Below are 26,346 nucleotides of genomic sequence, written 5' to 3' on the forward strand. Positions count from 1 at the left end.
GCGTATCGAGACAAGCCGGGATCGGCCCGGTTGGGGTTACCGTAAGCCCGTGGCAGGTGCGAGCAGCCGGGTGTGCGTCGTGGGTAGCGTGAATCTCGACCAGTCCTTCGAGGTCTCGACACTGCCCAACCCCGGCGAAACGGTGCTGGCGTCCACGGTGACGTCGTCCCCGGGCGGCAAGGGCGGCAACCAGGCCGTCGCGGCGGCCCGCGCGGGCGCCACGGTGGACCTCGTCGCAGCGGTCGGCGACGACGATGCCGGTTCCCGACTGCGGGCCCACCTGCTCGACAACGGAGTGGGCCTCGGCGGCGTCATGACCGTGCCCGGACCGAGCGGTGCCGCGGTGATTCTGGTGGACGAGCACGCCGAGAACTGCATCGTGGTCGCACCGGGAGCCAATGCCCATCTGCATCTGGCATCGGCACACACACGGATCGAGATCGCCGACGCCGACGTCGTGCTGATCCAGCTCGAGATACCGATCGACACCGCGCTCGCGGCCGCGCGCACCGGGCGGGCAGGGGGCGCTGTGGTGATGCTCAACGCATCACCCGGCGGTACGCCGCCTGCCCAACTCGAGGAGCTGGCCCAGGCCGTGGACGTCGTGATCGTCAACGACCACGAGGCCCGCGAATTTCGTTGGCAGGTACCTCATCTGGTGATCACTCGCGGTGCGCGAGGGGCCTCCTACCAGGGCAGCACCGAACGCTTCGACGTCGAGGCGCCCGCCGTGGAGGCCGTCGACACCACCGGCGCGGGCGACGTGTTCGCAGGCGTGCTCGCCGCCGACTGGCACCGCGGTCCCAGAAACGCCCTGATTCGAGCGTGCGCCGCAGGCGCACTCGCTACCCTGACGCCCGGCGCGGGCAACTGCGCGCCGACCCGCGAAGCCATCGACGACGTACTGCAATGAGCCCAAGGAGCCCGATGACGACCGCCGCCAAGAGCACACCCCGCCCACCCGAGGGCGACTGGCTCGGCACCCCGTTCCTGCGCTTCGAGCGCGAGGGCCCGTTCGGGATCGTCACGCTGGACCGCCCGCAGGCACGCAACGCGATGACGCCGGCGATGTACTTCGGCATCCGGTACGCGGTCACCCACGTCGAGGCGGACGACGACCTGGCGGGCCTGCTGATCACCGGCACCGGTGACGTGTTCGCGCCTGGCGGTGACCTCGGCGGCGGTGACGGCGTGGACGACTGGATGACCTTCGGGCCCGCGCTGTCGATGGATGTCACGCCGTTCGAGACGCTGCGTCAGTCGGTCAAGCCGGTGGTGTCGGCGGTCAACGGCCTGTGCCAGGGCGGCGGCCTGCAGATCGCGATGTGCAGTGACATGGCGGTGGTCAGCGACCGCGCAACCTTCCGCGTCCCCGAGTTGTACCGCGGCATCGCCGACACCTACTACAGCCAGATGCTCGCCCGCGTCATCGGACCGATACGAACCAGGGACCTGATGTTCACCGGCCGCACCCTGACCGCACAGGAGGCCGCGGACTGGGGAATGGTGGCGCGAGTGGTCCCGCACGACGATCTCGCGGGCGCCGCGCGCGAGGTGCTGACCCAGGTGTGCCGCACCGCACCCAAGGCGCGCTCGGTGGTGAAGTCGAGCCTCGACAACTACATGGGGCTGTTCGACCGGATCGGCATGAAGGCGTCCTACAGCGGACCCGAGGCCGTCGAGGGTTTCGTGGCGTTCAAGCAGCGCCGCTCGCCCGAGTGGGTGCACCCCGACCTGCGTACCGAAGGCCGGCTCTAGCCGCTACCGCTCAGGCGAGCGGCCGACGCACGTCGTGCGCGATCGCCATGCCGACACCGGATTCGAAATCCGCGGCCGTCTGGGTCAGCAGCACCCGACTTCGGTTCGGCGACAACGTCACCGACAGACAGTGATGCGGCCCGGCCGCGGTGTGGGCCAGCGAGTTGATCCGGATCAACGGCGCGCCGATCGATGCACCGAGCATTGCCGCGGTCCTGGGCCCGGCGATCTCGGCGGTCAGTTCGTGGTCGAGGCTCGTCAGCCCGACACCCGCGTCGTGCAGGACGTGAAAGATCGGGGCACCTGCCAGCCCGGGCGCAGTGAGTTCGTCGGCGAGATCCTCGGGAAGCCATGCCTCGGAGATCATCAGCCGCTCACCCGTGCGACGCTCCCGCCGCAGCCTCAGCACGTGAAGCGCCTGGTCTGGTCCGCCCAGGCGCTCGGCGATGGGGCCCGGCACGGTGCGCACGCCGAATTCGATCACCTCGACCTCGGTCTCGAACTCGACCTGCCGCAGTTCGTCCATGTACGAACCGGTCTCGTCGTACCCCCGAGGCGGTGATCGGTCGGTGACGAAGGAACCGACGCCGTGTCTGCGCTCGATCAACCCGGCGTCGGCGAGGTCGGCCAGAGCGCGACGCACGGTAATCCGCGAAACGCCGAACTGCTCGCACATCGACAGTTCGGTCGGCAGACCATCGCCCGCGGCCAATACGCCGCGGGCGATCTCGTCGTGCAGCACCAGGAACAGCTGCCGATGCAGCGGCACCCCGGCAGCGACGTTGACCAGCGACTCTTGGTCGCTCGTTTCTGCCATCGTCGTGATCTTCGCACGATCTGGCGCGTAGCGGTCGGATACCGCTACGCACCTACGCCTCGGGTACTTCGCGCTCGATCTCGTCGAGCCAGGTGCGTGCGGACATGTCCGACGGCGCCCGCCAGTCCCCGCGCGGTGACAGCGCCCCGCCTGCGGACACCTTCGGGCCGTTGGGCAGGGCTGACCGCTTGAACTGACTGAAGGAGTAGAAGCGCTGCACGAAGATCGTCAGCCAGTGCCGAATCTCCTTGAGCGAGTATGACGGTCGTTTGTCATCCGGATACCCTGCGGGCCAGTCGCCATGATCGGCGTCATGCCAGGCATGCCAGGCCAGGAAGGCGACCTTCGACGGCCGGAATCCCCAGCGGAGCACCTGGTACAGCGAGAAGTCCTGCAGAACGTAGGGGCCGACCTTCGCCTCACTGCTCTGGATCTCCTCGTCCTCACCCGTGGGGACGAGTTCGGGTGTGATCTCGGTGTCCAGCACCGACGCCAGGATGCCGTTGACGGTGTCGTCGAACTGCTCGGAGGCGATAACCCATCGAATCAGGTGCTGAATCAACGTCTTCGGTACACCACCGTTGACGTTGTAGTGCGACATCTGGTCGCCCACACCGTAGGTCGACCAGCCCAGTGCCAACTCGGACAGGTCGCCCGTGCCGAGCACTATGCCGCCGCGCTGATTGGCCAACCGGAACAGGTAGTCGGTGCGCAGACCCGCCTGCACGTTCTCGAAGGTGACGTCGTAGACCTTCTCGCCACGGGCGAACGGATGACCCATCTCGGTCAGCATCAACGTCGCGGTGTCACGGATGTCGAGTTCGGAGAACGTGACGCCCAGCGCCTTACTCAACGCGATGGCGTTGCCCTTGGTGCGCTCACCGGTGGCGAAACCGGGCAGGGTGAAGGCCAGGATGTCACTACGGGGGCGACCCTCCCGGTCCATCGCATGCGCGGCGACGATCAACGCGTGGGTGGAGTCCAGGCCCCCCGACACGCCGATCACGACGTTCGGATAGTTCAGCGCCCGCAGCCGCTGCTCCAGTCCAGACACCTGGATGTTGTAGGCCTCATAGCAATCCTGTTGCAGCCGTTCTGGATCCGCGGGAACAAACGGGAAGCGCTCGACCTCACGACGCAGCCCGATATCGCCTGCCGGCGGGTCGACGGTGAACTCGATCCGCCGGAACGCGTCGGTCCGCGCACCGTGGTGGCGCCGGTTGTCGTCGAAGGTGCCCATGCGAATCCGCTCGGCGCGCAGCAGCTCGGTGTCGACATCGGCGACAGAGCGCCGCTCCCCCTTGGGAAAGCGCTCGGATTCGGCCAGCAGGGTGCCGTTCTCGTAGATCATCGTCTGGCCGTCCCAGGACAGGTCGGTCGTCGACTCGCCCTCCCCCGCGGCGGCGTACACGTAGGCCGCGAGGCAGCGAGACGACGCCGAGCGGGCCATGAGCTTGCGATCCTCGGCCCTACCGATCGTGATCGGGCTTCCGGACAGGTTCGCCAGCACCGTCGCCCCGGCCAGCGCGGCCTCCGCACTCGGCGGAACCGGCACCCACATGTCCTCGCAGATCTCCACGTGCAGCACGAAACTCGGCAGATCGGTCGCGGTGAACAACAGGTCAGGTCCAAACGGCACATCGGTGGACGCGACACGAATGGTCCCGCGCACGTCATCGCCGGCCGCGATCTGCCTGCGCTCGTAGAACTCCCGGTAGGTGGGCAGATAGGACTTCGGCACCACCCCGAGCACGCTGCCGCGGTGGATGACCACAGCGGTGTTGTAGATCCTGTTCCGGTAGCGCAGCGGCGCACCCACGACCAGCACGGGCAGCAGGTCGGCCGTGGCCGCCACCAGATCTGCCAGCGCCCGTTCGACCGCGTCGAGCAGGCCGTCCTGCATCAACACGTCCTCGATGGAGTACCCCGAGAGCGTCAGCTCCGGGAACACCGCCAACGCGACGCCCTCATCGTGGCAGTCGCGTGCCAGCGCAAGCACCGATTCGGCGTTGGCCACGGGGTCGGCCAGCGTCGTGTGATGGGTGCATGCGGCCACTCGGACGAAGCCGTGCCGGTACGCCGAATGGAAGTCCACGGCTCAATTGTCGCAAAGTGGCTAGCCTCGACGGTGTGGAAGGCCCCGAACTGCTCCGCGTGCTCGCTGGTCAACGCGTGGCCGTCCTGACCGGCGCCGGCATGTCCACCGACTCCGGCATCCCCGACTACCGGGGACCGGACTCACCGCCGAGCAACCCGATGACCATTCAGCAGTTCACCTCCGACCCCGAGTTTCGGCAGCGGTACTGGGCGCGGAACCATGTCGGTTGGCGGCACATGGCGGCGACGATGCCCAACGCCGGACACCGCGCGCTGGCCACGCTCGAACGCGCCGGAGTGGTCACCGCCGTCATCACCCAGAACGTCGATCTGCTGCACACGAAGGCGGGCAGTCGCACGGTCGTCGACCTGCACGGGACGTACGCGCGGGTGGCCTGTCTGGCCTGTGACTTCTCGATGAGTCGGGCGGCGCTGGCCGACGAGTTGGAGGCGCTCAACCCCGGCTTCCTCGAAAGCGCCGAGAGGGTGGGCGGTATCGCGGTGGCGCCCGATGCCGACGCGGTGGTCCGCGAGACGGGGTCGTTCCGGTTCCTCGACTGTCCGCGCTGCGCGGGCATGCTCAAACCCGATATCGTCTACTTCGGCGAGAGCGTTCCGAAATCGCGTGTGGCGAGGGCGTATTCGCTCGTCGACGACGCCGATGCCCTGCTGGTGGCCGGGTCATCGCTCACCGTGTTCTCCGGGCTGCGCTTCGTCCGACACGCCGCCGCCGCAGGCAAGCCCGTCGCGATCATCAACCGAGGTCCCACCCGCGGTGACGCGCTGGCGGCGGTGAAGGTCGACGGCGGCTGCTCCGAACTACTCGCCCTGCTGGCCGACGAACTCGCGATTTCGGCGCGCTAACCGTCGGCCAGCGAACGAAAACGCGCCGAAATCGCTAGAAGGTGACCGGCATCGACCGGATGGCGTGGATGAAGTTGCCCGCGACGTAGGTCGGCTCGCCGGCGGCGATATCGGGGATCTGGGTGAGCAGTTCGGAGAATATCGATCGCAACTGCGCGCGGGCGACGTGCGCGCCCAGACAGAAGTGCCGCCCGCCGCCACCGAAGCCGACGTGCGCATTGGGCTTGCGCCCCAGGTCCAGTCGGTGCGGCGCGTCGAACACCTCGGTGTCGAAGTTCGCCGATGAGTAGAACATCACGACCTTCTCGCCCGCCGCGATGCGCTGGTCGCCGAGTTCACAGTCCGTCGAGGCGGTCCGGCGGAATGTCATCACCGGGGTGGCCCACCGGACGAACTCCTCGACCGCGCCACCGATGCGGTCGTCGAAGTCGGCGGCCAGCCAGGCGCGTTGATCACCGAAGTCGGTCAACGCCCTCATGGCGTGGCTGGTGGTCTGGCGGGTGGTGTCGTTACCCGCCACCGCCAACAGCACGAAGAACGCCGAGACCTCCGCATCGGTGAGCCGGTCGCCGTCCACCTCGGCGTGCACCAGCGCGCTGATGAGATCGTCACCGGGATTGGCCCGCCGATCCGCGGCCAGCGCACCGGCCACCTGATGCAGGTACATCTGATTGCCCACCAGCACCTCAAGCGGGTTGCGGCCAGCCAGGTAGACCTCGTCGCCCCACGACACCAGCGCATCGGCGGCGCTGGCCACCTGTGCGCGTTCGGATTCGGGGATGCCGACCATATCCGACAGCGTTCGGATCGGAAGTTCCTTGGCACAGTGCTCGACGAAGTCGGCACCACTGCCCGCCTCGCGCAGCTCACCCACGATGATCCGCGCGTTCTCCTTGATCGAGTCCTCGATGCGCCGCACCTGGCGCGGGGTGAACGCCGAGTGCACGACCTTGCGGATCAGCGTGTGCCGCGGCGGGTCCATCGCCAGGAACGACTGCGAGGCCTCCAGCAGCTCCTCGGGGATGTTCTCGAACAGCACGCCCTTGCCGGACAGGTACGTCTCGCTGTCGCGGCTGACGGTGACGACGTCGGCGTGGCGGGTGACCGCCCAGTAGCCGTGGTCGTCCGGGTCGTGCATCAGCGAGTCCTCGACCGGCGGATGCCAGCTGACCGGGCGCGCGGCCCGTAGCTCGGCGAACGACGTCTCGCGGTCCGCGGCGGTGCCCGACCAGAACGCCTTCGACGACAGGTCGATGGGATCGTACGGGCGCGACGAGCTGGGTGTGAGCGGCGACACAGTCATGGCGCTGACCATAGGTCTAGACACTATGTCTAGTCAAGGTGTGGCGCGCTCGGATACCCTGAGTCGGTGCCGTCCGTCACCCGAAGGCCGCAGGCCAAGCGACAGGAGCGTCGCGAGCAGATCGAACGCCAGCTCCTCGACGCCACCGATCGCCTCATGGGCGCGGGTGCCAGCTTCACCGAGCTGAGCGTGGACCGGCTGGCGACCGAGGCGGGGATATCGCGGGCCAGCTTCTACATCTACTTCGAGGACAAGGGCCACCTCCTGCGCCAGCTGACGGGCCAGGTGTTCAGCGATCTGGCCAACGGCGCGGAGCGCTGGTGGAACGTCGCGCATCGCCGCGACCCCGCCGATGTCCGTGTCGCCATGACCGCGATCATCGCGAGCTACCGCCGTCATCAACCCCTACTGGTGGCGCTTAACGAGATGTCTGCCTACGACCCACTGGTCGGCTCCACCTACACCGAGATACTCGCCGGAATCTCGGCGCGCGTGACCGCCATCATCGAGCAGGGCCAGGCGCAGGGAACCATCCGCCAGGAGCTGCCACCCGAGTCGACCGCGACGACGTTGACGTGGATGGTCGAGCGGTCGTGTCAGCAGAACCTGCCCGGCAGACCGGACTCCTATGACGCCGAACTCGCCAACGCGCTGACCCAGATCATCTGGGGCGCACTGTATCTCGAAGCGCCCTAGACGGCGACCAGATCGTCCGCGTGGACGGCGGGGCGACGCATCTCGGCGGGCAGGTCAGATGTCGAGCGCCCGATCATGGTCGCCAGCTCCCCCGCCTCATAGGCCACCACACCGCGCGCCACCGTCACCGCGTCGGTGCCCCGAAGCTCCACCACGTCACCGCCATGGAAACGTCCGGACACCCCGGTGATACCCGCGGGCAGCAGTGAGCGACGTTGTTTGAGCACCGCCCGGATGGCACCGTCGTCCAGCGTCAGGACACCCGCCGCCTCCGCCGCGTAGCGCACCCAGAACCGACGGGCCGACATGCGCTCGGGCCGGGACGCGAACACCGTTCCGACCGACGCATCGACCAGTGCGGCGGTGGCGTCGGCCGCCGCGGCCAACAGCACCGGCACGCCCGCGTCGGCTGCCAGCAGCGCCGACGACAGTTTGGAGGCCATTCCCCCGGTGCCCAGCTTGCTGCCGCTACCTGCCACGACGCCGTCGAGGTCATCGGGTGCTGCGACCTCGGCGATGAACCGCGCGGGGCGATCCTCGGTGGCCTTGCGCGGGTCCCCGTCATACAGGCCGTCGATATCGCTCAGCAGGATCAGCGCGTCCGCTCCGACCAGGTGCGCGACGAGCGCTGACAGGCGATCGTTGTCACCGAACCGGATCTCATTCGTGGCGACGGTGTCGTTCTCGTTGACGATCGCCACCGCGTGCAGTGCGCGCAGCCGATCCAGCGTGCGCTGAGCGTTGTTGTGCTGCACACGCATTGAGATGTCATGGGCCGTCAGCAACACCTGTCCGACGGTTCGGTTGTAACGGCCGAATGCCGCACTCCAGGCGTTGACCAGCGCCACCTGACCAACGCTGGCGGCTGCCTGCTTGGTCGCCAGGTCACTGGGTCGCTTGGTCAGACGCAGTGGCTCGATACCCGCCGCGATAGCACCCGAGGACACGATCACTACGTCGGATCCCGCCTCCATGCGCGCCTCGATGGCGTCGGCGAGGGTGGCCAGGCGGTCGGCGTCGAACCTGCCCGAGGGCGTGGTGAGCGCGGTCGTGCCCACCTTGACCACCACGCTGCGGGCCGTGCGGACCGCCTCGCGATGGAGACTGGTCACTGCTCGTCTCCACCGGCCCGACGGCGCTCCTTGCGAGCGGCCTTTCGTTCGGGTGCACCGATGCGGTCGGTCTGTTCCAACCGAATGTCGGTGCCACGACCCGACATCGTGACGTCGACACCGGCCGGGGTCTGGGGCTCCCAGTCGAACGTCATATCGCCGATGGTGACGGCGCAACCGGGCCGTGCCCCCAGCTTGATCAGCTCATCCTCGACGCCGAGCCTGGCCAACCTGTCACCCAGGTAGCCGACGGCCTCGTCGTTGGTGAAGTCGGTCTGGTTGATCCAGCGTTCCGGCCGGGTTCCGTGCACCACGAAGCCGTCCTCACCGTCGGACGTGATGGTGAAGCCACTGTCGTTCGTCGGGACGGGCCGAATCACGGGACGTCGGGGCGCGACGACGGGCTGCGACTCGCGGAACGCGGTCACCATATCGGCCAGCGCGAAGGTCAAGGGCCGCAAGCCATCCCTGCTGACGGCCGACACCTCGAACACCGGCCAGCCGTAGCGCTGGGCCACCTCGTCGCGGACGAAGTCGGCCAGCTCGCGGGCATCGGGAACGTCGATCTTGTTGAGCACCACCGCACGCGGGCGCCCGGCCAGGTCACCCAGCGTCGAATCACCTTGCAGTGTCGGGACGTAGGCGGCGAGTTCGGCCTCCAGCGCTTCGATATCGGAGATCGGGTCGCGACCCGGTTCCATCGTCGCGCAGTCGACGACGTGAACCAGCACGGCGCATCGCTCGATATGGCGCAGGAAGTCCAGGCCGAGACCACGGCCGGCGGACGCGCCGGGAATCAGTCCGGGCACATCGGCCACGGTGAAGGTGCGCTCGCCCGCGGACACGACGCCCAGATTCGGCGTCAACGTCGTGAACGGGTAATCGGCGATCTTCGGCTTGGCTGCCGAGATCACCGACACGAGCGAGGACTTGCCCGCCGAGGGGAATCCGACCAGACCGATGTCGGCGACCGTCTTGAGTTCGAGGGTGAGATCACGGGCCTCGCCCTTCTCCCCCAGCAGGGCGAACCCAGGAGCCTTGCGGGCACGCGATGCCAGCGCGGCGTTGCCGAGTCCACCACGACCGCCTGCGGCGGCCTCGAAACGGGTGCCCTCGCCGACCAGATCCGCGAGTAGCCGCCCGTTCTCGTCGAGGACGACGGTGCCGTCGGGGACCCGGACTTCGAGGTCCGCACCGGCCGCGCCGTCACGGTTGTTGCCGGCCCCCTGCTTGCCGGAGGGGGCGTCGACGTGCGGATGGAAGTGGAAGTCGAGAAGCGTGTGAACCTGAGGGTCCACGACGAACACGATGCTGCCACCCCGGCCGCCGTTACCGCCGTCCGGTCCACCGAGAGGTTTGAACTTCTCACGGTGCACCGAGGCGCAGCCGTGACCGCCATTGCCAGCCCGTGCGTGAATCACGACTCGGTCAACGAACCGGGGCATGGGTGTCCTTCCCCTCGATTGTGAAGCTAGTGAGAGATTCGGGTGAGAACTCGCAGCAGCTTCACTCGCGTGGAAGTCCTCGGGGTATTAGGCCTCGGGTCGCGGGACGCGGACGATGTTGACCGTCTTGCGTCCACGCTTGACACCGAACGTGACAGCGCCCGGAGCGGTGGCGAACAGAGTGTCGTCGCCGCCACGGCCAACGTTCACGCCGGGGTGGAAGTGGGTACCGCGCTGCCGGACGATGATCTCGCCAGCCTTGACGACCTGACCACCGAACCGCTTAACGCCGAGGCGCTGTGAGTTGGAGTCGCGACCGTTGCGCGAGCTGGAAGCGCCCTTCTTGTGTGCCATTGTTCGCTCCCTTGCCTTACTTGATTCCGGTGACCTTGACGACCGTCAGCTTCTGACGGTGGCCCTGCCGCTTGTGATAGCCGGTCTTGTTCTTGAACTTGTGGATGCGGATCTTCGGGCCCTTGGTGTGCTCGAGGACCTCTGCCGTCACGGCGACCTTCTCGAGGGCCTTGGCATCGGTGGTGACCTTCGCACCGTCGACGACCAACGCCACCGGAAGCGAGACCGAGTCGCCGGCCTCGATCTCCAGCTTCTCGACCTTGACGATGTCTCCAACCGCGACCTTGTACTGCTTGCCGCCGGTCTTGACGATTGCGTACGTCGCCATAAGTGTGTCTTCCTCTACTTCGCTGAAGCGGGCGCGCGCTACCCGAGGGCTGCGTGCGCGGGTCTGGGGTGCGGGGAAAGGCCCCGCCGCCACCGGCTCAGATATTCACGGAGCCAGCAGACAACTGCTCAAGATTACGTGACCAGCGGGTAAGGGGTCAAACCGCCTCGCCCGTAGGTCGGTGCACAGGTCACGAGGCCGGAGGACCCGCCGGACGTGCGGCTGCGCGGCGACGGCGGGGTCGTGACGGGGCGACGAGGTCCTCATCGTCATCCTCGTCATCGTCGGAGTCCTCGTCCTCATCGTCGTCAGAGTCCTCGTCGTCCTCATCATCCGCGTCATCGTCATCGTCATCGGAGTCGTCGTCATCATCGTCATCGGAGTCGTCATCGGCGCCGATCACCTCGATATCGTCGTCGTCGATGTCGTTCTCGTCGTCATCGACGTCGAGGCTCTCCTCGTCCGAGTCGTCCTCGTCGTCATCAGACTCGTCGTCGCTCTCGGCGTCATCGGTCTCGTCGAAGTCACCGTCATCGGGTGCCCGATGCCTGGCGACCGGCTCCGCGACCTCACCGTCTGCGACCACCAGAGTCTCGTCGTCGCCGACCTCACCCTCGGCGTCATCGTCCTCGTGACGTCCGTTCGCGGCGGCCATGGCTTTGAACATCGGATGCTCGTTGGCGCCGTGCACGGGCACCTTGGCGACGGCGACCTCGGCCTCGGCGGGCTGAGCGCCCTTCTTGCCGCGCTTGCCACGCCGGCCACCGGCCGTGCCCGGCTCCGCCTTGCGACCGGAGTTCGACGAGCCCGAGTCCACCGGGTCCGCATGGATCACGATGCCGCGCCCGTTGCAGTGCGAGCAGTTGGTCGAGAACGCCTCGATCAGACCGGTGCCGAGCTTCTTACGGGTCAGCTGCACCAACCCCAGCGAGGTGACCTCGGAGACCTGATGCCGTGTCCTGTCCCGGGCGAGCGCCTCGGTCAGCCTGCGAAGCACCAGATCACGGTTGGACTCGAGCACCATGTCGATGAAGTCGACGACGATGATGCCGCCGATGTCACGCAACCGCAGTTGGCGCACGACCTCCTCGGCTGCTTCGAGGTTGTTGCGCGTCACGGTCTGCTCGAGGTTGCCACCCGAGCCGGTGAACTTGCCGGTGTTGACGTCGACCACGGTCATCGCCTCGGTGCGGTCGATCACCAGGGTGCCCCCCGATGGCAGGTACACCTTGCGGTCCAGCGCCTTGGTGAGCTGTTCGTCGATGCGGTGCACCGCGAAGACGTCCGGGCCGTTGCCACCACCCGCGGGCTCGTACTTCGTCATCCGCGGAAGAAGTTCCGGCGCAACAGATGTCACGTAATCGTCGATCGTCTTCCAGGCGTCGTCGCCGGAGACGATGAGGCCGGAGAAGTCCTCGTTGAACAGGTCTCGGATCACCTTGACCAGGACATCGGGCTCCTCGTAGAGCGCGACCGCCGCACCGGCGGCCTTCCCGGTGATCTCGGTGGCCCTGGCCTCGATCTGCGTCCAGCGCTCCTGAAGACGGTTGACGTCGGTGCGGATGTCGTCTTCCTTGACGCCCTCGGACGCGGTGCGGATGATCACGCCGGCGTCAGCCGGGACCACCTCGCGCAGAATCTCCTTGAGACGCTGCCGTTCGGTGTCTGGAAGCTTGCGGCTGATACCCGTCGAAGAGGCTCCCGGAACGTAGACCAGGTACCGCCCGGCGAGCGACACCTGCGTGGTCAGCCGTGCTCCCTTGTGCCCGACCGGGTCCTTGCTGACCTGGACGACAACGTAGTCACCGGGCTTGAGTGCCTGCTCGATCTTGCGCTGCGCACCGCCGAGGCCTGCGGCCTCCCAGTTCACCTCGCCGGCGTAGAGCACACCGTTGCGGCCACGGCCGATGTCGACGAACGCGGCCTCCATCGACGGCAGCACGTTCTGCACGATGCCCAGGTAGACGTTGCCGACGAGGGACGCCGACGCGGCGGACGTGACGAAGTGCTCGACGACGACGCCGTCCTCGAGCACGGCGATCTGGGTGTAGCGGGCACCCTCGTGGGGCGGTTCGGTGCGGACCTTGTCGCGCACCACCATGACGCGCTCGACGGCCTCGCGGCGGGCCAGGAACTCGGCCTCGCTCAGGATCGGTGGCCGACGCCGGCCCGCGTCGCGTCCATCGCGCCGCCGCTGCCGCTTGGCCTCCAGTCGGGTGGACCCGCTGATGCCCTGAATCTCGTTGCTCTTGTCGACCTTCGCCCGAGGGGCGCGTTCGTGGACGACCGTGTTGGGCGGATCGTCGGGCGACGCCGACTCGTCACCGTCGCTCGAACCCGACTTGCGCCTGCGGCGGCGGCGACGGCGGCGGTTGCCGCCCTCACCACCGGCGTTGTCGTCATCGTCCGCGTCGTCATCGTCGGACTCATCGTCGTCGGAGTCGCTGTCACCGGACTCGTCGTCCGAGTCGCCGTCGGTGGGGTCGTCGGGGTTCTGCTCGCCGCGCCCCCGTCCACGTCCGCGGCGTCCACGCCTGCGCCGCCGGTTGGCGGGCCGGTCCGAGGAGTCGTCGTCATCGTCGGTCTCGCCGGCGCTGTCCTCGGCGTCATCGGCCTCGTCGACGTCTTCCGCGTCGTCGCTGTCCTCGTCATCGCGGTGACGCGGTTCGAATGAGACGGGCTGCGGCGCGACAAAGAGCGGCAGGTAGTCCGCCGCGACGGCCGGCGCCGACGACGGGGCCGGTGGGGCGAGAGGGGCCGATACCTGGAATGGAAAGCCGAACGGATCCATCGGCTCCAGCAGCAGCCGAGACTCGGGCTCCTCGCCCTGTGCCGTCTCATCAACAAGAGGATCGTCCGCAACGACGGAATCGTCCTCAACCACGATCGCCTGCTCGATGACGTCGGCCTCATTGGCCTCGGTCACGTCGCCGAAGGCATCGGCGATCGCCTCGGCCGGGCTGGACTCACTCAGCTGAGCAGGTGGCTCCTGCTCGAACTGGAAGTCTTCTGGCTGGTCTTGGGTATGCGCATCCTGGGCCACGTATTCTCCTCAAGCCCCCGGGCGCGTCCTAATCGACGCGGCCACGCGAGGGCTCCCGCTATGGACTCGAGATTGACCCGAGTTTGTATGGTCTCGCTCCTAGTGACCCCGCAGGGCCTTCGGTGCCTGGCTGAATGACGGCTGGACGGCCGGCGCCGCACCTGCAAATCACAGGTTGTCGCGCTCGTCTAAGTCTTCATCCGGGTGTCGGCCTCTGGTATGAAGCCGGTCACCCGAGCCCAGTATCCCACATCGCGGCGTGGATTCCGACGAGGTGCCGTCGGAGGCTTACCGAACGGCTAGCGTCCTGGGAACCAGAGTTCGATCTCGCGGGCCGATGACTCCGGCGAATCCGACCCGTGCACCAGGTTGTCCTGGGTGACGAGTGCCAGGTCACCGCGGATGGTGCCCGGGGTGGCCTTCTCGACGGGATCGGTCCCACCGGCGATCTGGCGGAACGCCGCGACGGCGCGCGGGCCCTCGACAATGGCCGCCACGACCGGGCCCGAGGTGATGAACTCCAGCAGTGAGGGGAAGAACGGCTTGTCCGCGTGCTCGGCGTAGTGTGCGCGCGCCAGCTCGTCGCTGACGGTCTTGAGTTCGAGGGCCGCGATGCTCAGGCCCTTTCGCTCGATCCTGCCGAGAATCTCGCCCACGAGGTTGCGCTTAACACCATCGGGCTTCACCAAAACCAGCGTCCGCTCAGTCACCGCGATAGCGTACCGGTCAGACTCCGCCGTCCTGCTGCCCAGGCAGGAGACCCCGCTCCTGACGGCGCTTGACCTCGGCCTTCAGGTAGGCGATCAACAGCCACACCCCGCCGAACACCACCCCGATGAAGCCGATGGCGGCGTGGATGAACGCCCCGGCGATCACCACCACCTGGAATCCGATGTTCGCCCGCAATGCCCACGGCCGACCCTGCACGCCCGCCAACAGGATCAGCAGGATGGCCATGCCGATCACATAGCCACCAGAGAAGACGGTGAGCCCGCCGTGTGACATCGAGACGACGGGCAGCGCCAGGAGCACGACGATCGACTCGAGGATGAGGGTGCCCGCCATGACCCCGCGGAAGCTCTTCCACGGATCGGGTGGGGTGGGCGATTCCACCGGTTGCTCGGTCACTGTGGTTGCTCGTTCACTGTGGGTCCCGTCCGAACAGAGTGCGTGCCGCGCCTGCGGTCACGACGGATCCGGTGATCACCATGCCGCTGCCGGAGTATCCGTCATCATTACCCGACTCCTCGACCATCGCCGTCGCCGTCTCGATCGCGTCGGCGAGTGTCGCAGCCGTCACGACGCGTTCGGACCCGAAGCGTTCCTCGGCGCGTTCCGCGAGCGCCTCGACGTCCATGGCCCGTGGGGACCCGTTGTGGGTGATGACGACGACGTCGAATGCGGGCTCCAGCGCGGCGAGGATTCCGTCCACGTCCTTGTCGGCCATCACCGAGATCACGCCGACCAGGAACCTGAAGTCGAACTCCTGGTCGAGCGTTGCGGTGAGCGCCGCGGCGCCCGCAGGATTGTGCGCGGCGTCGATGAACACCGTTGGGGCACTGCGCATCCGCTCCATACGACCCGGACTGATGACCGATGCGAAGCCAGCCCGAACCGCGTCAACGTCGAGTTGGCTTTGGGCTCCCGCGCCGAAGAACGCCTCGACCGCCGCCAGCGCAAGCACCGCGTTGTGTGCCTGGTGCTCACCGTGCAGTGGCAGGAAGATGTCGGAGTAGGTGCCGCCCAGGCCCTGCAGCTCCAGAAGTTGCCCGCCGATGGCGATCTCGCGCCGCAGCACGGCGAACTCCGAGTCCTCGCGGGCCACGGCAGCTTCGCTGCGCACCGCCTGGGCCAGCAGCACCTCCATCGCCTCGGGCGCCTGCTGCCCGATCACCGCCACGGTGTCGGTGGGCACCAGGGCGTCGGGCTGCTTGACGATCACCCCCGCCTTCTCCCCGGCGATCTCCCCGATGGTGTCACCGAGGTAGTCGGTGTGGTCAATGCCGATCGGGGTGATGACCACGACCGGCGCGTCGATGACGTTCGTGGCGTCCCAGCGGCCGCCCAAGCCGACCTCGACAACCGCCACGTCGACGGGTGCGTCGGCGAACGCGGCGAACGCCATGGCGGTCACGACCTCGAACTTGCTCATCCTCGGTCCGCCGGCCGCCTCGGACTGCGCGTCGACGAGTTCGACGAACGGTTCGATCTCGCGGTAGGTCTCGACGTACTGCGCGGGGCTGATGGGATGTCCGTCGATCGAGATGCGCTCCACCGCGGACTGCAGGTGCGGGCTGGTGGTACGCCCGGTGCGTCGGTGCAGCGCCGACAGCAGTGCGTCGATGAGCCTGGCCACCGACGTCTTCCCGTTGGTGCCGGCGACGTGGATGCTCGGGTAGCCGCGCTGCGGTGCGCCGAGCAGCTCCATCAGCGCACTGATCCGTGCCGTGCTGGGCTCGATCTTGGTCTCCGGCCACCGCTGATCGAGCAGGTGCTCGACTTGCAGTAGCGACGCGACCTCGTCGGGTGTCGGCGCGGTCATGACAGGGCGGCGAGGCGGCCGGTGATGCGCTCCACCTCTTCCTGGGCCACCTGTTGGCGTGCACGGATCTTCTCGACCACGGCGTCGGGCGCCTTCGCCAGGAACTCGGCGTTGCCGAGCTTGCCGGTGGTCTGGGCGAGATCCTTCTGCGCGGCAGCGAGGTCCTTCTCGAGCCTGCGCCGCTCGGCGGCGACGTCGACGGTGCCCGAGGTGTCCAGTTCGACGACCACCGTGGCACGGGACAACCGCACCTCGACCGATGCCGACGGGCTGAACCCATCGGCGGGATCGGTGAGCCAGGCCAGTGCAGCGACGGCCGCCACCTGCGTGTCCAGATCGGCCTCGGTGACGCCGACGAGCCGGGCGGGCACCCGCTGGCGGTCGTTGAGGCCCTGGTCACTGCGGAACCGGCGCACCTCAGTGATGAGCCTCTGCATATCGGCGATCCGTTGTGCGGCAACGGGGTCCAACGCGATACCGGATGCGGCAGGCCACTGGGCTATGACGACCGACTCGCCACCGGTCAGTGTCTTCCACAGCGTCTCGGTGACGAACGGCATCACCGGGTGAAGCAGCTTGAGCAGCGCGTCGAGAACGGCCGCCAACACCGCGTTGGTGGGTCCGTCCGGCTCCCCCGCGAGCTGCACCTTGGCCAGTTCGAGGTACCAGTCACAGAACTCGTCCCACGCGAAGTGGTACAGCGACTCGCACGCGCGACTGAACTCGTAGCCGTCGAACGACGAATCAACCTCGGCGCGAACCTCTTCCAGCCGACCCAGGATCCAGCGGTCCGCGTCCGTGAGGTCCTCGACGGGTGGCAGCGGCGCCGGCGAGGCACCGTTCATCAACGCGAACCGCGTCGCGTTGAAGAGCTTAGTCGCGAAGTTGCGCGAAGCCCTGGCGTGATCCTCGCCGATCGACAGGTCGCCGCCGGGACTGGCACCGCGGGCCAGGGTGAACCGGAGCGCGTCCGTTCCAAACGTTGCCACCCAGTCCAGCGGATCGATGCCGTTGCCCTTGGACTTGCTCATCTTGCGACCGAACTCGTCGCGGATCAGCCCGTGCAGGAAGACGTTCTTGAACGGAACCTGCGGGCCGCGAGCGCCACCTGAGGTGATCGCGTCGTCGTCACCGACGAACGTGCCGAACATCATCATCCGGGCCACCCAGAAGAACAGAATGTCGTAGCCGGTGACCAGCACGCTGGTGGGATAGAACTTCTCCAGTTCGGGTGTGCGATCGGGCCAGCCCATGGTCGAGAAGGGCCACAGCGCCGACGAGAACCACGTGTCCAGGACGTCGGGGTCTTGCACCCAGCCCTGGGGCGGCGTCTCGTCGGGCCCGACGCACACCTGCTGGCCGTCAGGGCCGTGCCAGATGGGGATGCGGTGGCCCCACCACAGCTGACGGGAGATGGTCCAGTCGTGCATGTCGTCGACCCAGGCGAACCATCGCGGCTCGAGGCTGGCAGGGTGGATCACGGTGTCGCCGTTGCGAACTGCGTCGCCAGCGGCCTTGGCCAGGGTCTCGACCTTGACCCACCACTGCAGTGAAAGACGGGGCTCGATGGGCTCCCCACTACGTTCGGAGTGCCCGACACTGTGCAGGTAGGGGCGCTTCTCCGCGACGATGCGGCCCTGCGCTGCGAGAGCCTCACGCACCTTGACGCGGGCCTCGAACCGGTCCATGCCGTCGAATTCGGTTCCGGTGTCGGCAATCCGACCCTTGGCGTCCATCATCGTCGGCATGGCCAGCTTGTGCCGCACGCCGATCTCGAAGTCGTTCGGGTCATGCGCCGGAGTCACCTTGACTGCGCCCGTGCCGAACTCGGGATCCACGTGCGTGTCGGCAACGATCAGGATCTCGCGGTCCATGAAGGGATGCGGCAGCGTGCGACCGACGAGGGCACGGTATCGGTCGTCGTCGGGGTGCACGGCGATCGCGGTGTCACCGAGCATCGTCTCGACCCGGGTGGTCGCCACGACGAGGTGCGGTTCGTCGTCATTCATCGAGCCGTACCGGAACGACACCAACTCGCCCTCGACGTCGGAGTACTTGACCTCGAGATCCGATATCGCGGTCTGCAGAACCGGCGACCAGTTGACCAGACGCTCGGCCTGGTAGATCAGCCCCGCATCGTAGAGCCGCTTGAAGATGGTGCGGACCGCCCGCGACAGACCCTCGTCCATGGTGAAGCGGTCGCGGCTCCAGTCCACGCCGTCACCGATGGCGCGCATTTGCGAGCCGATGGTGCCACCGGACTCACGCTTCCAGTCCCAGACCCGCTCGACGAACTGTTCGCGGCCGAGGTCCTCCTTGGACGTGCCGTCGGCGGCGAGCTGCTTCTCGACCACGCTCTGGGTGGCGATGCCCGCGTGGTCCATGCCAGGAAGCCACAGCACCTCATAACCCTGCATGCGCTTTCTGCGGGTCAGCGCGTCCATCAGGGTGTGGTCCAGCGCGTGACCCATGTGCAGATTGCCGGTGACGTTCGGCGGGGGTAGCACGATCGAGTAGGGCGGCTTGTCGCTGGTCGGGTCGGCGGTGAAGTAGCCGGCATCCACCCAGCCCTGGTACAGGTCGGCTTCTACCGAACCCGGATCCCAGGATTTGGGGAGGGCATCGGCGCGATTGTCAGGGCTGGGGGTCACCGAGCCATTCTAGGAAGGACGGACCTGAGTACGCGAAAGCCCCCGACACCCGGTGCGTTCACTGGGTGGCGGAGGCTGTCGCGATAAGGACCGACCGGCTACTTCTTGCCGCCGAGCAGGCCGCCGAGAATCTCGCCGATGGCGTTGCCCTGGCCACCGCCACCACCGAGCACGCTGCCGAGAATGCTGCCCAGCGGGTTGTTGTTGCCGCCGCCTGCGCCACCGCCGGCGCCACCGAGGATGCCACCGAGAATGTCACCGAGGCCGCCACCGGAGCCCTGAGCCTGCGCCTCGGCCGGGGCTGCGTTCTTCTGCGCGAACTGCTTACCGATGTAGGCCAGCACGATGGGCGCCAGGATCGGCAGCAACTTCTTGACCAGATCGCCGCCGCCCGCGCCGGTACCTGCCAATGCCGACGCAACCTGATTGCTGTCGTTGCCGCCGAAGATCTTCGAGACGATCTGGTCGCCTTCCTTTGCGTCGACCTGGTCAACGCTTACGCCTCCGTCGAGCAGACCGCTCGCCGCATGCGCGGCGACAGCCGATTCGAGGTCACTCGAGTCGATGTTGTCAGCCTGCACATTCTCTGCCACACCACCGACCAGCGCGGGTACCAGGGTCTTGATGGCGGCGTTCACCTCGCCCTCATTCACGCCAAGTTGCTTCGCGATGTCCCCTACCGGGATCTGCGCGAAGAGATCGTCGAGACCGGCCATTGTTCTTCCCACCTTCGTTGCTGGCGTAGTTGAAGCCCTCGCAGACGACACTAGACGAATGTGACCTTGTCCCACAGGCGTTCGACCGTGCCGGATCAGGCAAGACGGTCGGTCTCCAACCTCACCCCCGCCGTGGGGAACCGGGCCATCAACGCGTCGCCCATCGAGGCCGCCGGGGTCAGCACGCCACGCAGATCGGACAGGGCGTCGCGGTCCAGGGCGAGCGCCAGCCCACACTCCCCCAGCAGCACCGAGGTGGCCTTGTAACCGGGATCGCCGCGCTGCGCCATCAGGGCGCGGTAGCGCGCGCCCGAGGTTGTGGTGGTGTAGGTCTCGACGGTGTAATGCCCGTTCTCCCTGGCACGTTCGCTCGGCCCGGTACCCGGTTTGGGGACCACTCGGTCGAGCATCCTGCGCGGCAGTTTGTTGAAGTAGCGACTGCCCAGGCCCAGCACTGCGGCGTTCGCGGCGGTTCCCAGTGCCGCGGCAACCGGCGCGGCGACCGACGAGCCCGTGCTCATCGTCTCGGCGTAACGGAAGGTGCGGCCGTAGGACCAGTCGAGCAGAGCGTTGCTGCGCCGCACGATTCTGGAGTTCGGCGCACCCATGGGGAATGCGCCTGTCCAGATGCCGTCCAGTTCCGGGGCGATATCGCGGCCACGCCGCCACGGCGTGTCCGACTGGTGGCCAAACTCGGCTTCGGCCTGCCGGTCGGTGCTCAGGGTGTAGGGGTCGGCCATCTCGCGGCGCGCCTCGGGATCGCCCGACGCCGTGGCCATCACCTCCATCATCGACGCGACGGTGCCACCCGAGACCCCGCCCGCCATGTCACGCAGGACGAAGGTCGTGTCACCCAGTTCACCGGTACCGTCCCGCTGCGCCTGCTTGTACAGCGCGTACACGGTGAGATCGGAAGGGATGGAGTCGAATCCGCACGAGTGCACGATGCGTGCGCCGGTGTCGACGGCCTGCTTGTGGTAGCCGTCGATGCTCTCCCGGATGAACATCGTCTCGCCGGTGAGGTCGGCGTAGTCGGTGCCGGCGGCCGCACACGCGGCGACGAGCGGCAGCCCGTACTTGGTGTAGGGCCCGACGGTGGTCACCACCACCCTGGTGCGCGCCGCGATGTCGGCGAGGGTCGACGGTGCCGACGCGTCGGCGGCAATCAGCGGCCACGCAGCCGCGGCCTCCCCCAGCGAGTCCCGCACGACACGCAGGCGTTCGGTGGAACGGCCCGCCAGCGCTATGCGCGCGTCCCCACCGGCTCGGGCGAGGTACTCGGCCGTCAGTTTTCCGACGAATCCCGTCGCGCCGTACAGAATGATGTCGAATTCACGCTGCGCTGCACTCATGGGCCCAACCTACCGGTCGGTGGAGGGCCTGCGGGGTCAGCCGAGGGTCTCCGGCAGATCCGCCTCGACCCCGAGCACATGCGTGCCCAGGAATGACGCCACCACCTGGTACCAGACCTTGGCGTGCTGTGGCATCGCCACCCAGTGGCCCTCGTTTGGGAAGTAGAGGAACTGGTGCGGGCTCGTGCCGTCGTCTTCGGCTGGCCGCGCGGAGTCGGTCAACAGCTCGTACCAGAGCCGGAGGCCCTCGCCGATCGGCACGCGGTAGTCCCGGTCACCGTGGATGACCAGCATCGGGGTGCTGATCTCCCCGACGTGACGATGCGGCGAGTTCCGCTCAGCCATGTCCGACGTCATCTCGCGGGCCCACCAGTAGGCGCCGTCGGTGGTGTGGCCGAACTGGTCGAGAGCCCACAGGCTGGCATGCGTGACGATCGCATCGAACCGGTCTGTGCGACCGGCGATCCAGTTCGCCATGTAACCACCGAAGGATCCGCCCATCGCGGCCGTCCGCGTGCCGTCGACACGCGGATGCTCGCAGGCCGCATCGGTGGCGGCCATCAGATCGGTATACGGCGCACCGCCCCAGTCGCCCCAACCGCGCTGGATGAAATCCTGTCCGTAGCCGGTGGACAACGCCGGGTCGGGCAGCAGCACCGCGTAGCCCAGCGCGGTCAGCAGCCAAGGGCACCATCGCCAGTGCCAGGCATTCCAGCTGGCGAGCGGGCCGCCGTGCACCCACAGCAGCAGTGGCGCCGGGTCGCCACCCACAGGCAGCGCCAGCCAGGACCGGACGGTCGTACCGTCCGACGCCGAGGCGCTCAGTTCGACGAGGTCACCGGGCAGCTCGGGTATCGCGACACACGGCAGTTCGGTCACGGAGCCGTCGGCGTCGACCCGCACCGGATGTGGCGGCCTGGCGTAGGAACTCCGCAGCGCGAAGCGGACGCCTCCCGGGGCGGCGCGCACATCGGTGTAGGTGAAGTCGTCACGGGTCAACCGGGTGACGGTCGAATCCTCGGGATCCACCGCGTACACCGGCCCCCTGCCGCCCTCGTCCGCTGTAACCAGCAGCGCCGAACCGTCGTCGGTCCACGTGATCGAGGTCGGCCACCGATCCCAGTCCGCTGCCAGGCGGACCGGATCGCCATCAAAGCCCTTGATCCAGAGCGTGATTCGGGGCGCCTCGGTGGGCGTGGTCAACGTCTCGTGCAGGTAGGCCACCCTGGTGCCGTCCGGGGAGATCGCCGGGCGGGACAGGTCGGCGCCGGGATCGTCAACGAGCACGGTGCGCTCACCGGTGGTGACGTCGACGCGCATCAATCGGCCGCGAACCGCGGCGCCGGGGGCAGGCGCGTTCCACGCCGTCACGGCGAACAGGCCGTTGCGGCTGATGTCGACATCGGCCTCGTGCAACGCCTGGCCCGGATCCGGGGTGATGTCGCGAATGCCGTCGAGGGTCAGCAGATGCGGCTGCGCGGGTCCGATGTCGTGATCCCAGTAGCGCACCGGGTACCCCTGATGCAGTACTGCGGACACCTTGTTGTCCTTGCGCAGCGCGCGCAGGCGCCGGTCGTCCTCGACCCCGGCCGCCGACGGCAGCAGAGCCGCGTGCACCAACACCACGTCTGCGTCGCGGGCCGCGATCACACCGTCGACACCGCCGGGCAGCGTCAACTCGGCCACCGCCTCGCCGCCCTCGGCGGGCAGGCGCCACAGCGCGGCGGGCGGTTTGTCGTCACCTTCGGCAGCGCCGACCCCGGAACGGGATGCCACGAACAGCAGGTCACCGTCGGAGGTGAACGTCGGTGCCGACTCCCCCTTGGCGCCGCGAGTGAGCCGGCGCGCGGGCCGCTGGCCCGCTGGGTCGAGTTCCCATATGGCCGTGACGTATTCGGTGCGCGTCTCGTCGAGTTCGGCGATGGTTGTGACGACGCGCGAGCCGTCACGTGACACCGCTAAACCGGCGACGCGAGGCAGTGCCAGGAACTCGTCGAGGTCGTGGAACGGAGTGGCGGCCATGTCAGCAGAGGTCTCGGTGGCAGAACAGCACCATCGGACCGTACCCCGGCGGGGTCCGTCCTCTGCAGCACCTGCTGGTGTTCGACATCTGATCTGACCTAGCGTCGTCTGCGTGACACAACGCATTCTCGTGGTCGGTGCCGGCATCGCCGGCCTGGCGACCGCGGTAGCCCTGCAGCGGCAGGGCCATCACATCACCATTGTCGAGGAGCGGACCGACACCTCCTCCGGCGCCGGAATCAGCATCTGGCCCAATGCGCTTGCCGCGCTGGATGCCATCGGCCTCGGTGATGCGGTGCGCGAGTCGGGCGGCCGCGTGACCGCAGGCGCCATGCGCTGGCGCGACGGCTCGTGGTTGCGGCACCCCAGCGCCGAGCGGATCGTCACCGCACTCGGCGAACCCCTCGTGGTGATCAGACGATCGGTGCTGACGGATCTTCTCGCCGGTGCACTCGATACCGGAACCATCGAATCTGGTCTCGCGGCAACCGAACTCGTACCCACTGGCCGTAGCGTGCGAGTCACGCTCACCGACGGCACCACCCGGGAGGTGGCCGGCGTGATCGGCGCGGATGGCACCGGGTCCGTCGTGGCGCGGCACCTCAACGGCACACTGCGGCACCGCTACGCGGGGTACACCGCCTGGCGCGGAGTCGCCGCGTACACCTTGGATCCGGATCTGGCCGGCGAGACCATGGGTTCTGGCACGGAGTTCGGCCACGTTCCCCTCGGCGAGGGGCACACCTATTGGTTCGGCACCGAACGCTCACCCGAGGGGGCGTCGGCACCCGACGGTGAACTGGCTTACCTGCGAGCCAAATACGCGGGGTGGGCCGATCCCATCCCGGCGCTCCTGGCGGCGACCGATGAGGATGCGGTACTGCGCAACGATCTCTACGACCGCGATGAGGCCCGGCAGTGGTCTCGCGGTCCCGTCGTCGTGGTCGGTGACGCCGCCCATCCCATGCGACCTCATCTCGGCCAGGGCGGCTGCCAAGGCCTCGAGGATGCCGCGATCCTGGCGCGCTGTGTTGCCTCGGGCGCGGATCTGGCTGCCGCGTTCACCCGCTTCGCCGCGATCCGGCGTCCGCGCGTGCGCTCGCTGGCCCGGGAGTCGCGTCTGATCGGCCAGCTGGTGAATCTTCGGCCTGCGTTCCTGAGTGCCGCGCTGATGCGGTCCTCGGCGGTCGTACCGGAAGCGGTGCTGACGCGGCACCTGGCGTGGGTGGCCTCATCATCGGCGTTCAGGCTTCCCGGGCCGCCGTCGGGGCTCTGAGCGGCCTCAGCCCACCTGACCGAAGGTGCCGAGGGGGTTGAGCAGCGCGGTGCACATCTGGCGGGGGTTGATGAACCCCAGCAGACCCTTGGTGGGCATGGCCTGGCATCCCGCGGGGACCGCCGTCGCGGGTGCCGCCGGGGCGCCGGGGTTGTTCCACACTGCCGGCGCCGTGCCACCGAGGGGGCCGCACTTCGGCCATGCCTTGACGCCCTGGGTGCGCAGCACGTTCTCAGCGACGCGGATCTGCTCTTCACGCGATGCGGTGGCGGGCGAGCCGACGCCGCCGTTGGAGGACCAGGTGGCCGGCTTGAATTGCAGTCCACCGAAATGACCGTTACCGGTATTGGCGGCCCAATTGCCACCCGCTTCGCATTGTGCGACGGCGTCCCAGTTCATCGTGTCAGCGTGCGCGTTGCCCGCAGAGAGGACCGTGGAGATGGTCATCGCGGCGACGGCGAAGCCGCAGCTCAGGACGACAAACCGAACGCTCCGGATGATCAGGCCTGCAATGCTGTTCTTGATGTTCATTCTGCGGTCCTTCCCCGACCGGTTGACACGAGGACCGCGGTGAAAGTGATGCGTTCTTGCACTGCAGTCATCGAGTACTTCGTGTGAGGGAATTCACGCGTTACAGAAGCGACTGAAGTTCTTTATCGGGACGTGATGGGACGTTGGGGTATTTGGGACAAAAGAAGACGGTGCCGGGCGAGTAATCGCCCAGCACCGTCCTCAACCCAATGGGTCACGTCATCGATCCAAGAAAAGACCTGGGTAGAACTAAGCGGGAAGGATGAACCGTGCGGGGAACTAGCCCCGGCGACCGCAGGACGGCCATGCGCCGATTCCCTGCGACTTCAGCACGTTGTTGGCGACACGGATCTGCTCCTCACGGCTGGCCTGGTGCGGCGATCCCGAGCCACCATTGGAACGCCAGGTTCCCATGTTGAACTGCAGGCCCCCGTAGTAGCCATTGCCGGTGTTGATCGACCAGTTGCCGCCGGACTCGCAGGACGCAACCGCGTCCCAGTTCACGCCGCCGTCCGCATTCGCGGTACCGGTCGCCAGTGCCATCGGGGCCACGGCAAGCGCCCCGGCGATGGTGGCCAGTCCGAGCTTGGTGCGGATGTTCTTCAACTTCGATCCTTTCGCCATGCGCGCGCCAATAGACCGTCCGCGCACGCGCGGACGTGATCGCCTGGTAGTCCAGGTATGGGATTTGTGGGTCGCGCCGTCTCTGTCAGGCACGACAGCAGGAGGCAGGAAGGCCTCGCCGGGGCTGAACGCCCGGTGGCCGCAGTGAATGCCGGGATCGTCCCAGGCACGCCGCAGCCCTAGCTCACACGCAAGTTCGTGTATTTGAAATTGTTTGCTCCGTTTTGGAGTCCCTGGGAACGTACAAAGGTTTTTCGGCGAAGTCATGTTTGGCGACGGGGGTGTCGCGGGAAGATAACGTTCAGATAACGACTTGGCGAACGGCGAGTCCGTGCAGGTCAACGCTGCGTTTTGACACTGATCCGGGCCCGCCACCGAGCAGCGTATCCGTGACCGAGATCACCATGATTCTGTGAGCTGCCCCACACATTTGACGATCCCATCAGCACCATGCGTCACCGACTCTTATTCTGCCGCACCAGATCTGCCGCTCAGGGCATGAACAGGGTCCGGATACCTTCGCTGAGCCACCATTCGCCGAGGCGATTGCGGGAACACTGAATCACGCTGCATGGCAAGCACTTACAGCCTCTTACGATTGGCGTCAGATCAGGACAGATCGGTCAAGTCGGACAGTCCAGCAAGCATCGAGAAACGTTAATACTTTGTACTGCAATGTGTTTCAAACAACGGACGACGGCGCGGGCATGAGAGCTCAGCGCCCCTACCAGGACCACCCCAGACCTCTCTCGACCGGGACCTGCCCACTCGCACAGATGATGTGGCTCACCACCATGAGGAATGGTCACCGGCGT

General features: G+C 67.4%; 21 protein-coding genes and 1 pseudogene. 5 read left to right on the forward strand and 17 right to left on the reverse strand.

Going from position 1 to position 26,346, the window contains the following annotated elements; all coding sequences use genetic code 11:
• Nucleotides 1-49 precede the first annotated feature (49 nt).
• Nucleotides 50-913, forward strand: a complete 864-nt coding sequence (locus ACZY0X_RS27625; RefSeq protein WP_463774961.1) for a ribokinase — start codon at nt 50-52, stop codon at nt 911-913.
• A gap of 14 nt (nt 914-927) precedes the next feature.
• Nucleotides 928-1,758: an enoyl-CoA hydratase/isomerase family protein gene (locus ACZY0X_RS27630; RefSeq protein ID WP_463774962.1), complete on the forward strand. Its 831-nt coding sequence runs from the start codon at nt 928-930 to the stop codon at nt 1,756-1,758.
• A 10-nt stretch (nt 1,759-1,768) separates the two neighbouring features.
• On the opposite strand, the gene ACZY0X_RS27635 is transcribed toward ACZY0X_RS27630, so the two are convergent.
• A complete protein-coding gene (locus ACZY0X_RS27635; RefSeq protein ID WP_463774964.1) occupies nt 1,769-2,575 on the reverse strand; it encodes a GntR family transcriptional regulator in 807 nt (268 codons plus the stop codon).
• A 52-nt stretch (nt 2,576-2,627) separates the two neighbouring features.
• Nucleotides 2,628-4,670 (reverse strand): NAD(+) synthase, encoded by a 2,043-nt coding sequence (locus tag ACZY0X_RS27640; protein WP_463774965.1) that lies wholly within the window; start codon nt 4,668-4,670, stop codon nt 2,628-2,630.
• Between the two features lie 35 nt (nt 4,671-4,705).
• Here ACZY0X_RS27640 and ACZY0X_RS27645 point away from each other — a divergent pair, with 35 nt between their 5' ends.
• A complete protein-coding gene (locus ACZY0X_RS27645) occupies nt 4,706-5,536 on the forward strand; it encodes a Sir2 family NAD-dependent protein deacetylase (protein WP_463774966.1) in 831 nt (276 codons plus the stop codon).
• A 34-nt stretch (nt 5,537-5,570) separates the two neighbouring features.
• Here ACZY0X_RS27645 and ACZY0X_RS27650 read toward each other — a convergent pair whose 3' ends face one another.
• Nucleotides 5,571-6,839 carry a cytochrome P450 gene (locus ACZY0X_RS27650; protein ID WP_463774968.1) on the reverse strand — a complete coding sequence of 423 codons (1,269 nt, stop codon included), beginning with the start codon at nt 6,837-6,839 and terminating at the stop codon, nt 5,571-5,573.
• A gap of 66 nt (nt 6,840-6,905) precedes the next feature.
• Here ACZY0X_RS27650 and ACZY0X_RS27655 point away from each other — a divergent pair, with 66 nt between their 5' ends.
• Nucleotides 6,906-7,535, forward strand: a complete 630-nt coding sequence (locus ACZY0X_RS27655; RefSeq protein WP_463774969.1) for a TetR/AcrR family transcriptional regulator — start codon at nt 6,906-6,908, stop codon at nt 7,533-7,535.
• Here ACZY0X_RS27655 and proB read toward each other — a convergent pair.
• The 12 genes from proB to ACZY0X_RS27715 form a co-directional block, all read right to left on the reverse strand.
• Entirely contained in the window at nt 7,532-8,647 is a 1,116-nt protein-coding gene (gene proB, locus ACZY0X_RS27660) for a glutamate 5-kinase (RefSeq protein ID WP_463774971.1), read from the reverse strand. The two genes, ACZY0X_RS27655 and proB, sit on opposite strands and share 4 nt — an antisense overlap.
• Complete coding sequence (obgE, locus tag ACZY0X_RS27665) at nt 8,644-10,092, reverse strand: GTPase ObgE (RefSeq protein WP_463774973.1); 1,449 nt, start codon at nt 10,090-10,092, stop codon at nt 8,644-8,646. The genes proB and obgE overlap by 4 nt, the downstream gene beginning before the upstream one ends.
• Before the next feature lie 87 nt (nt 10,093-10,179).
• Nucleotides 10,180-10,446, reverse strand: coding sequence for a 50S ribosomal protein L27 (gene rpmA / locus ACZY0X_RS27670; protein WP_241404386.1), 267 nt, complete (start codon nt 10,444-10,446; stop codon nt 10,180-10,182).
• Between the two features lie 16 nt (nt 10,447-10,462).
• Nucleotides 10,463-10,774 carry a 50S ribosomal protein L21 gene (gene rplU, locus ACZY0X_RS27675; protein WP_463774974.1) on the reverse strand — a complete coding sequence of 104 codons (312 nt, stop codon included), beginning with the start codon at nt 10,772-10,774 and terminating at the stop codon, nt 10,463-10,465.
• A 190-nt stretch (nt 10,775-10,964) separates the two neighbouring features.
• Nucleotides 10,965-13,817, reverse strand: coding sequence for a ribonuclease E (gene rne / locus ACZY0X_RS27680; protein ID WP_463774976.1), 2,853 nt, complete (start codon nt 13,815-13,817; stop codon nt 10,965-10,967).
• 299 nt (nt 13,818-14,116) lie between these two features.
• Nucleotides 14,117-14,527 (reverse strand): nucleoside-diphosphate kinase, encoded by a 411-nt coding sequence (ndk, locus tag ACZY0X_RS27685; RefSeq protein ID WP_463774977.1) that lies wholly within the window; start codon nt 14,525-14,527, stop codon nt 14,117-14,119.
• Between the two features lie 16 nt (nt 14,528-14,543).
• A complete protein-coding gene (locus tag ACZY0X_RS27690) occupies nt 14,544-14,882 on the reverse strand; it encodes a DUF4233 domain-containing protein (RefSeq protein WP_463775069.1) in 339 nt (112 codons plus the stop codon).
• Between the two features lie 76 nt (nt 14,883-14,958).
• The gene (gene folC / locus ACZY0X_RS27695) at nt 14,959-16,359 is read right to left on the reverse strand and encodes a bifunctional tetrahydrofolate synthase/dihydrofolate synthase (protein WP_463774979.1); all 1,401 of its coding nucleotides are present in this window, start codon (nt 16,357-16,359) and stop codon (nt 14,959-14,961) included.
• Entirely contained in the window at nt 16,356-19,010 is a 2,655-nt protein-coding gene (locus ACZY0X_RS27700; RefSeq protein WP_463774980.1) for a valine--tRNA ligase, read from the reverse strand. Before ACZY0X_RS27700 ends, folC begins: the two co-directional genes overlap by 4 nt.
• 98 nt (nt 19,011-19,108) lie before the next feature.
• Complete coding sequence (locus ACZY0X_RS27705) at nt 19,109-19,726, reverse strand: DUF937 domain-containing protein (RefSeq protein WP_463774981.1); 618 nt, start codon at nt 19,724-19,726, stop codon at nt 19,109-19,111.
• Nucleotides 19,727-19,821: 95 nt separating this feature from the next.
• Nucleotides 19,822-21,078: a saccharopine dehydrogenase family protein gene (locus ACZY0X_RS27710; RefSeq protein WP_463774982.1), complete on the reverse strand. Its 1,257-nt coding sequence runs from the start codon at nt 21,076-21,078 to the stop codon at nt 19,822-19,824.
• A gap of 36 nt (nt 21,079-21,114) precedes the next feature.
• Complete coding sequence (locus ACZY0X_RS27715) at nt 21,115-23,100, reverse strand: S9 family peptidase (RefSeq protein ID WP_463774984.1); 1,986 nt, start codon at nt 23,098-23,100, stop codon at nt 21,115-21,117.
• A 112-nt stretch (nt 23,101-23,212) separates the two neighbouring features.
• Between ACZY0X_RS27715 and ACZY0X_RS27720 the strand changes: the two genes are divergently transcribed.
• A complete protein-coding gene (locus ACZY0X_RS27720; protein ID WP_463774985.1) occupies nt 23,213-24,376 on the forward strand; it encodes an FAD-dependent oxidoreductase in 1,164 nt (387 codons plus the stop codon).
• Nucleotides 24,377-24,382: 6 nt separating this feature from the next.
• Here the strand turns inward: ACZY0X_RS27720 and ACZY0X_RS27725 are convergent, their stop codons facing one another.
• Both ACZY0X_RS27725 and ACZY0X_RS27730 read right to left on the reverse strand, forming a co-directional pair.
• Entirely contained in the window at nt 24,383-24,907 is a 525-nt protein-coding gene (locus ACZY0X_RS27725; protein WP_463774986.1) for a transglycosylase family protein, read from the reverse strand.
• 279 nt (nt 24,908-25,186) lie between these two features.
• Nucleotides 25,187-25,411, reverse strand: a pseudogene (locus tag ACZY0X_RS27730) (transglycosylase family protein); the annotation flags it as partial.
• Nucleotides 25,412-26,346: the final 935 nt, after the last annotated feature.

Source organism: Mycobacterium sp. IDUB_39 (genome assembly GCF_055419205.1).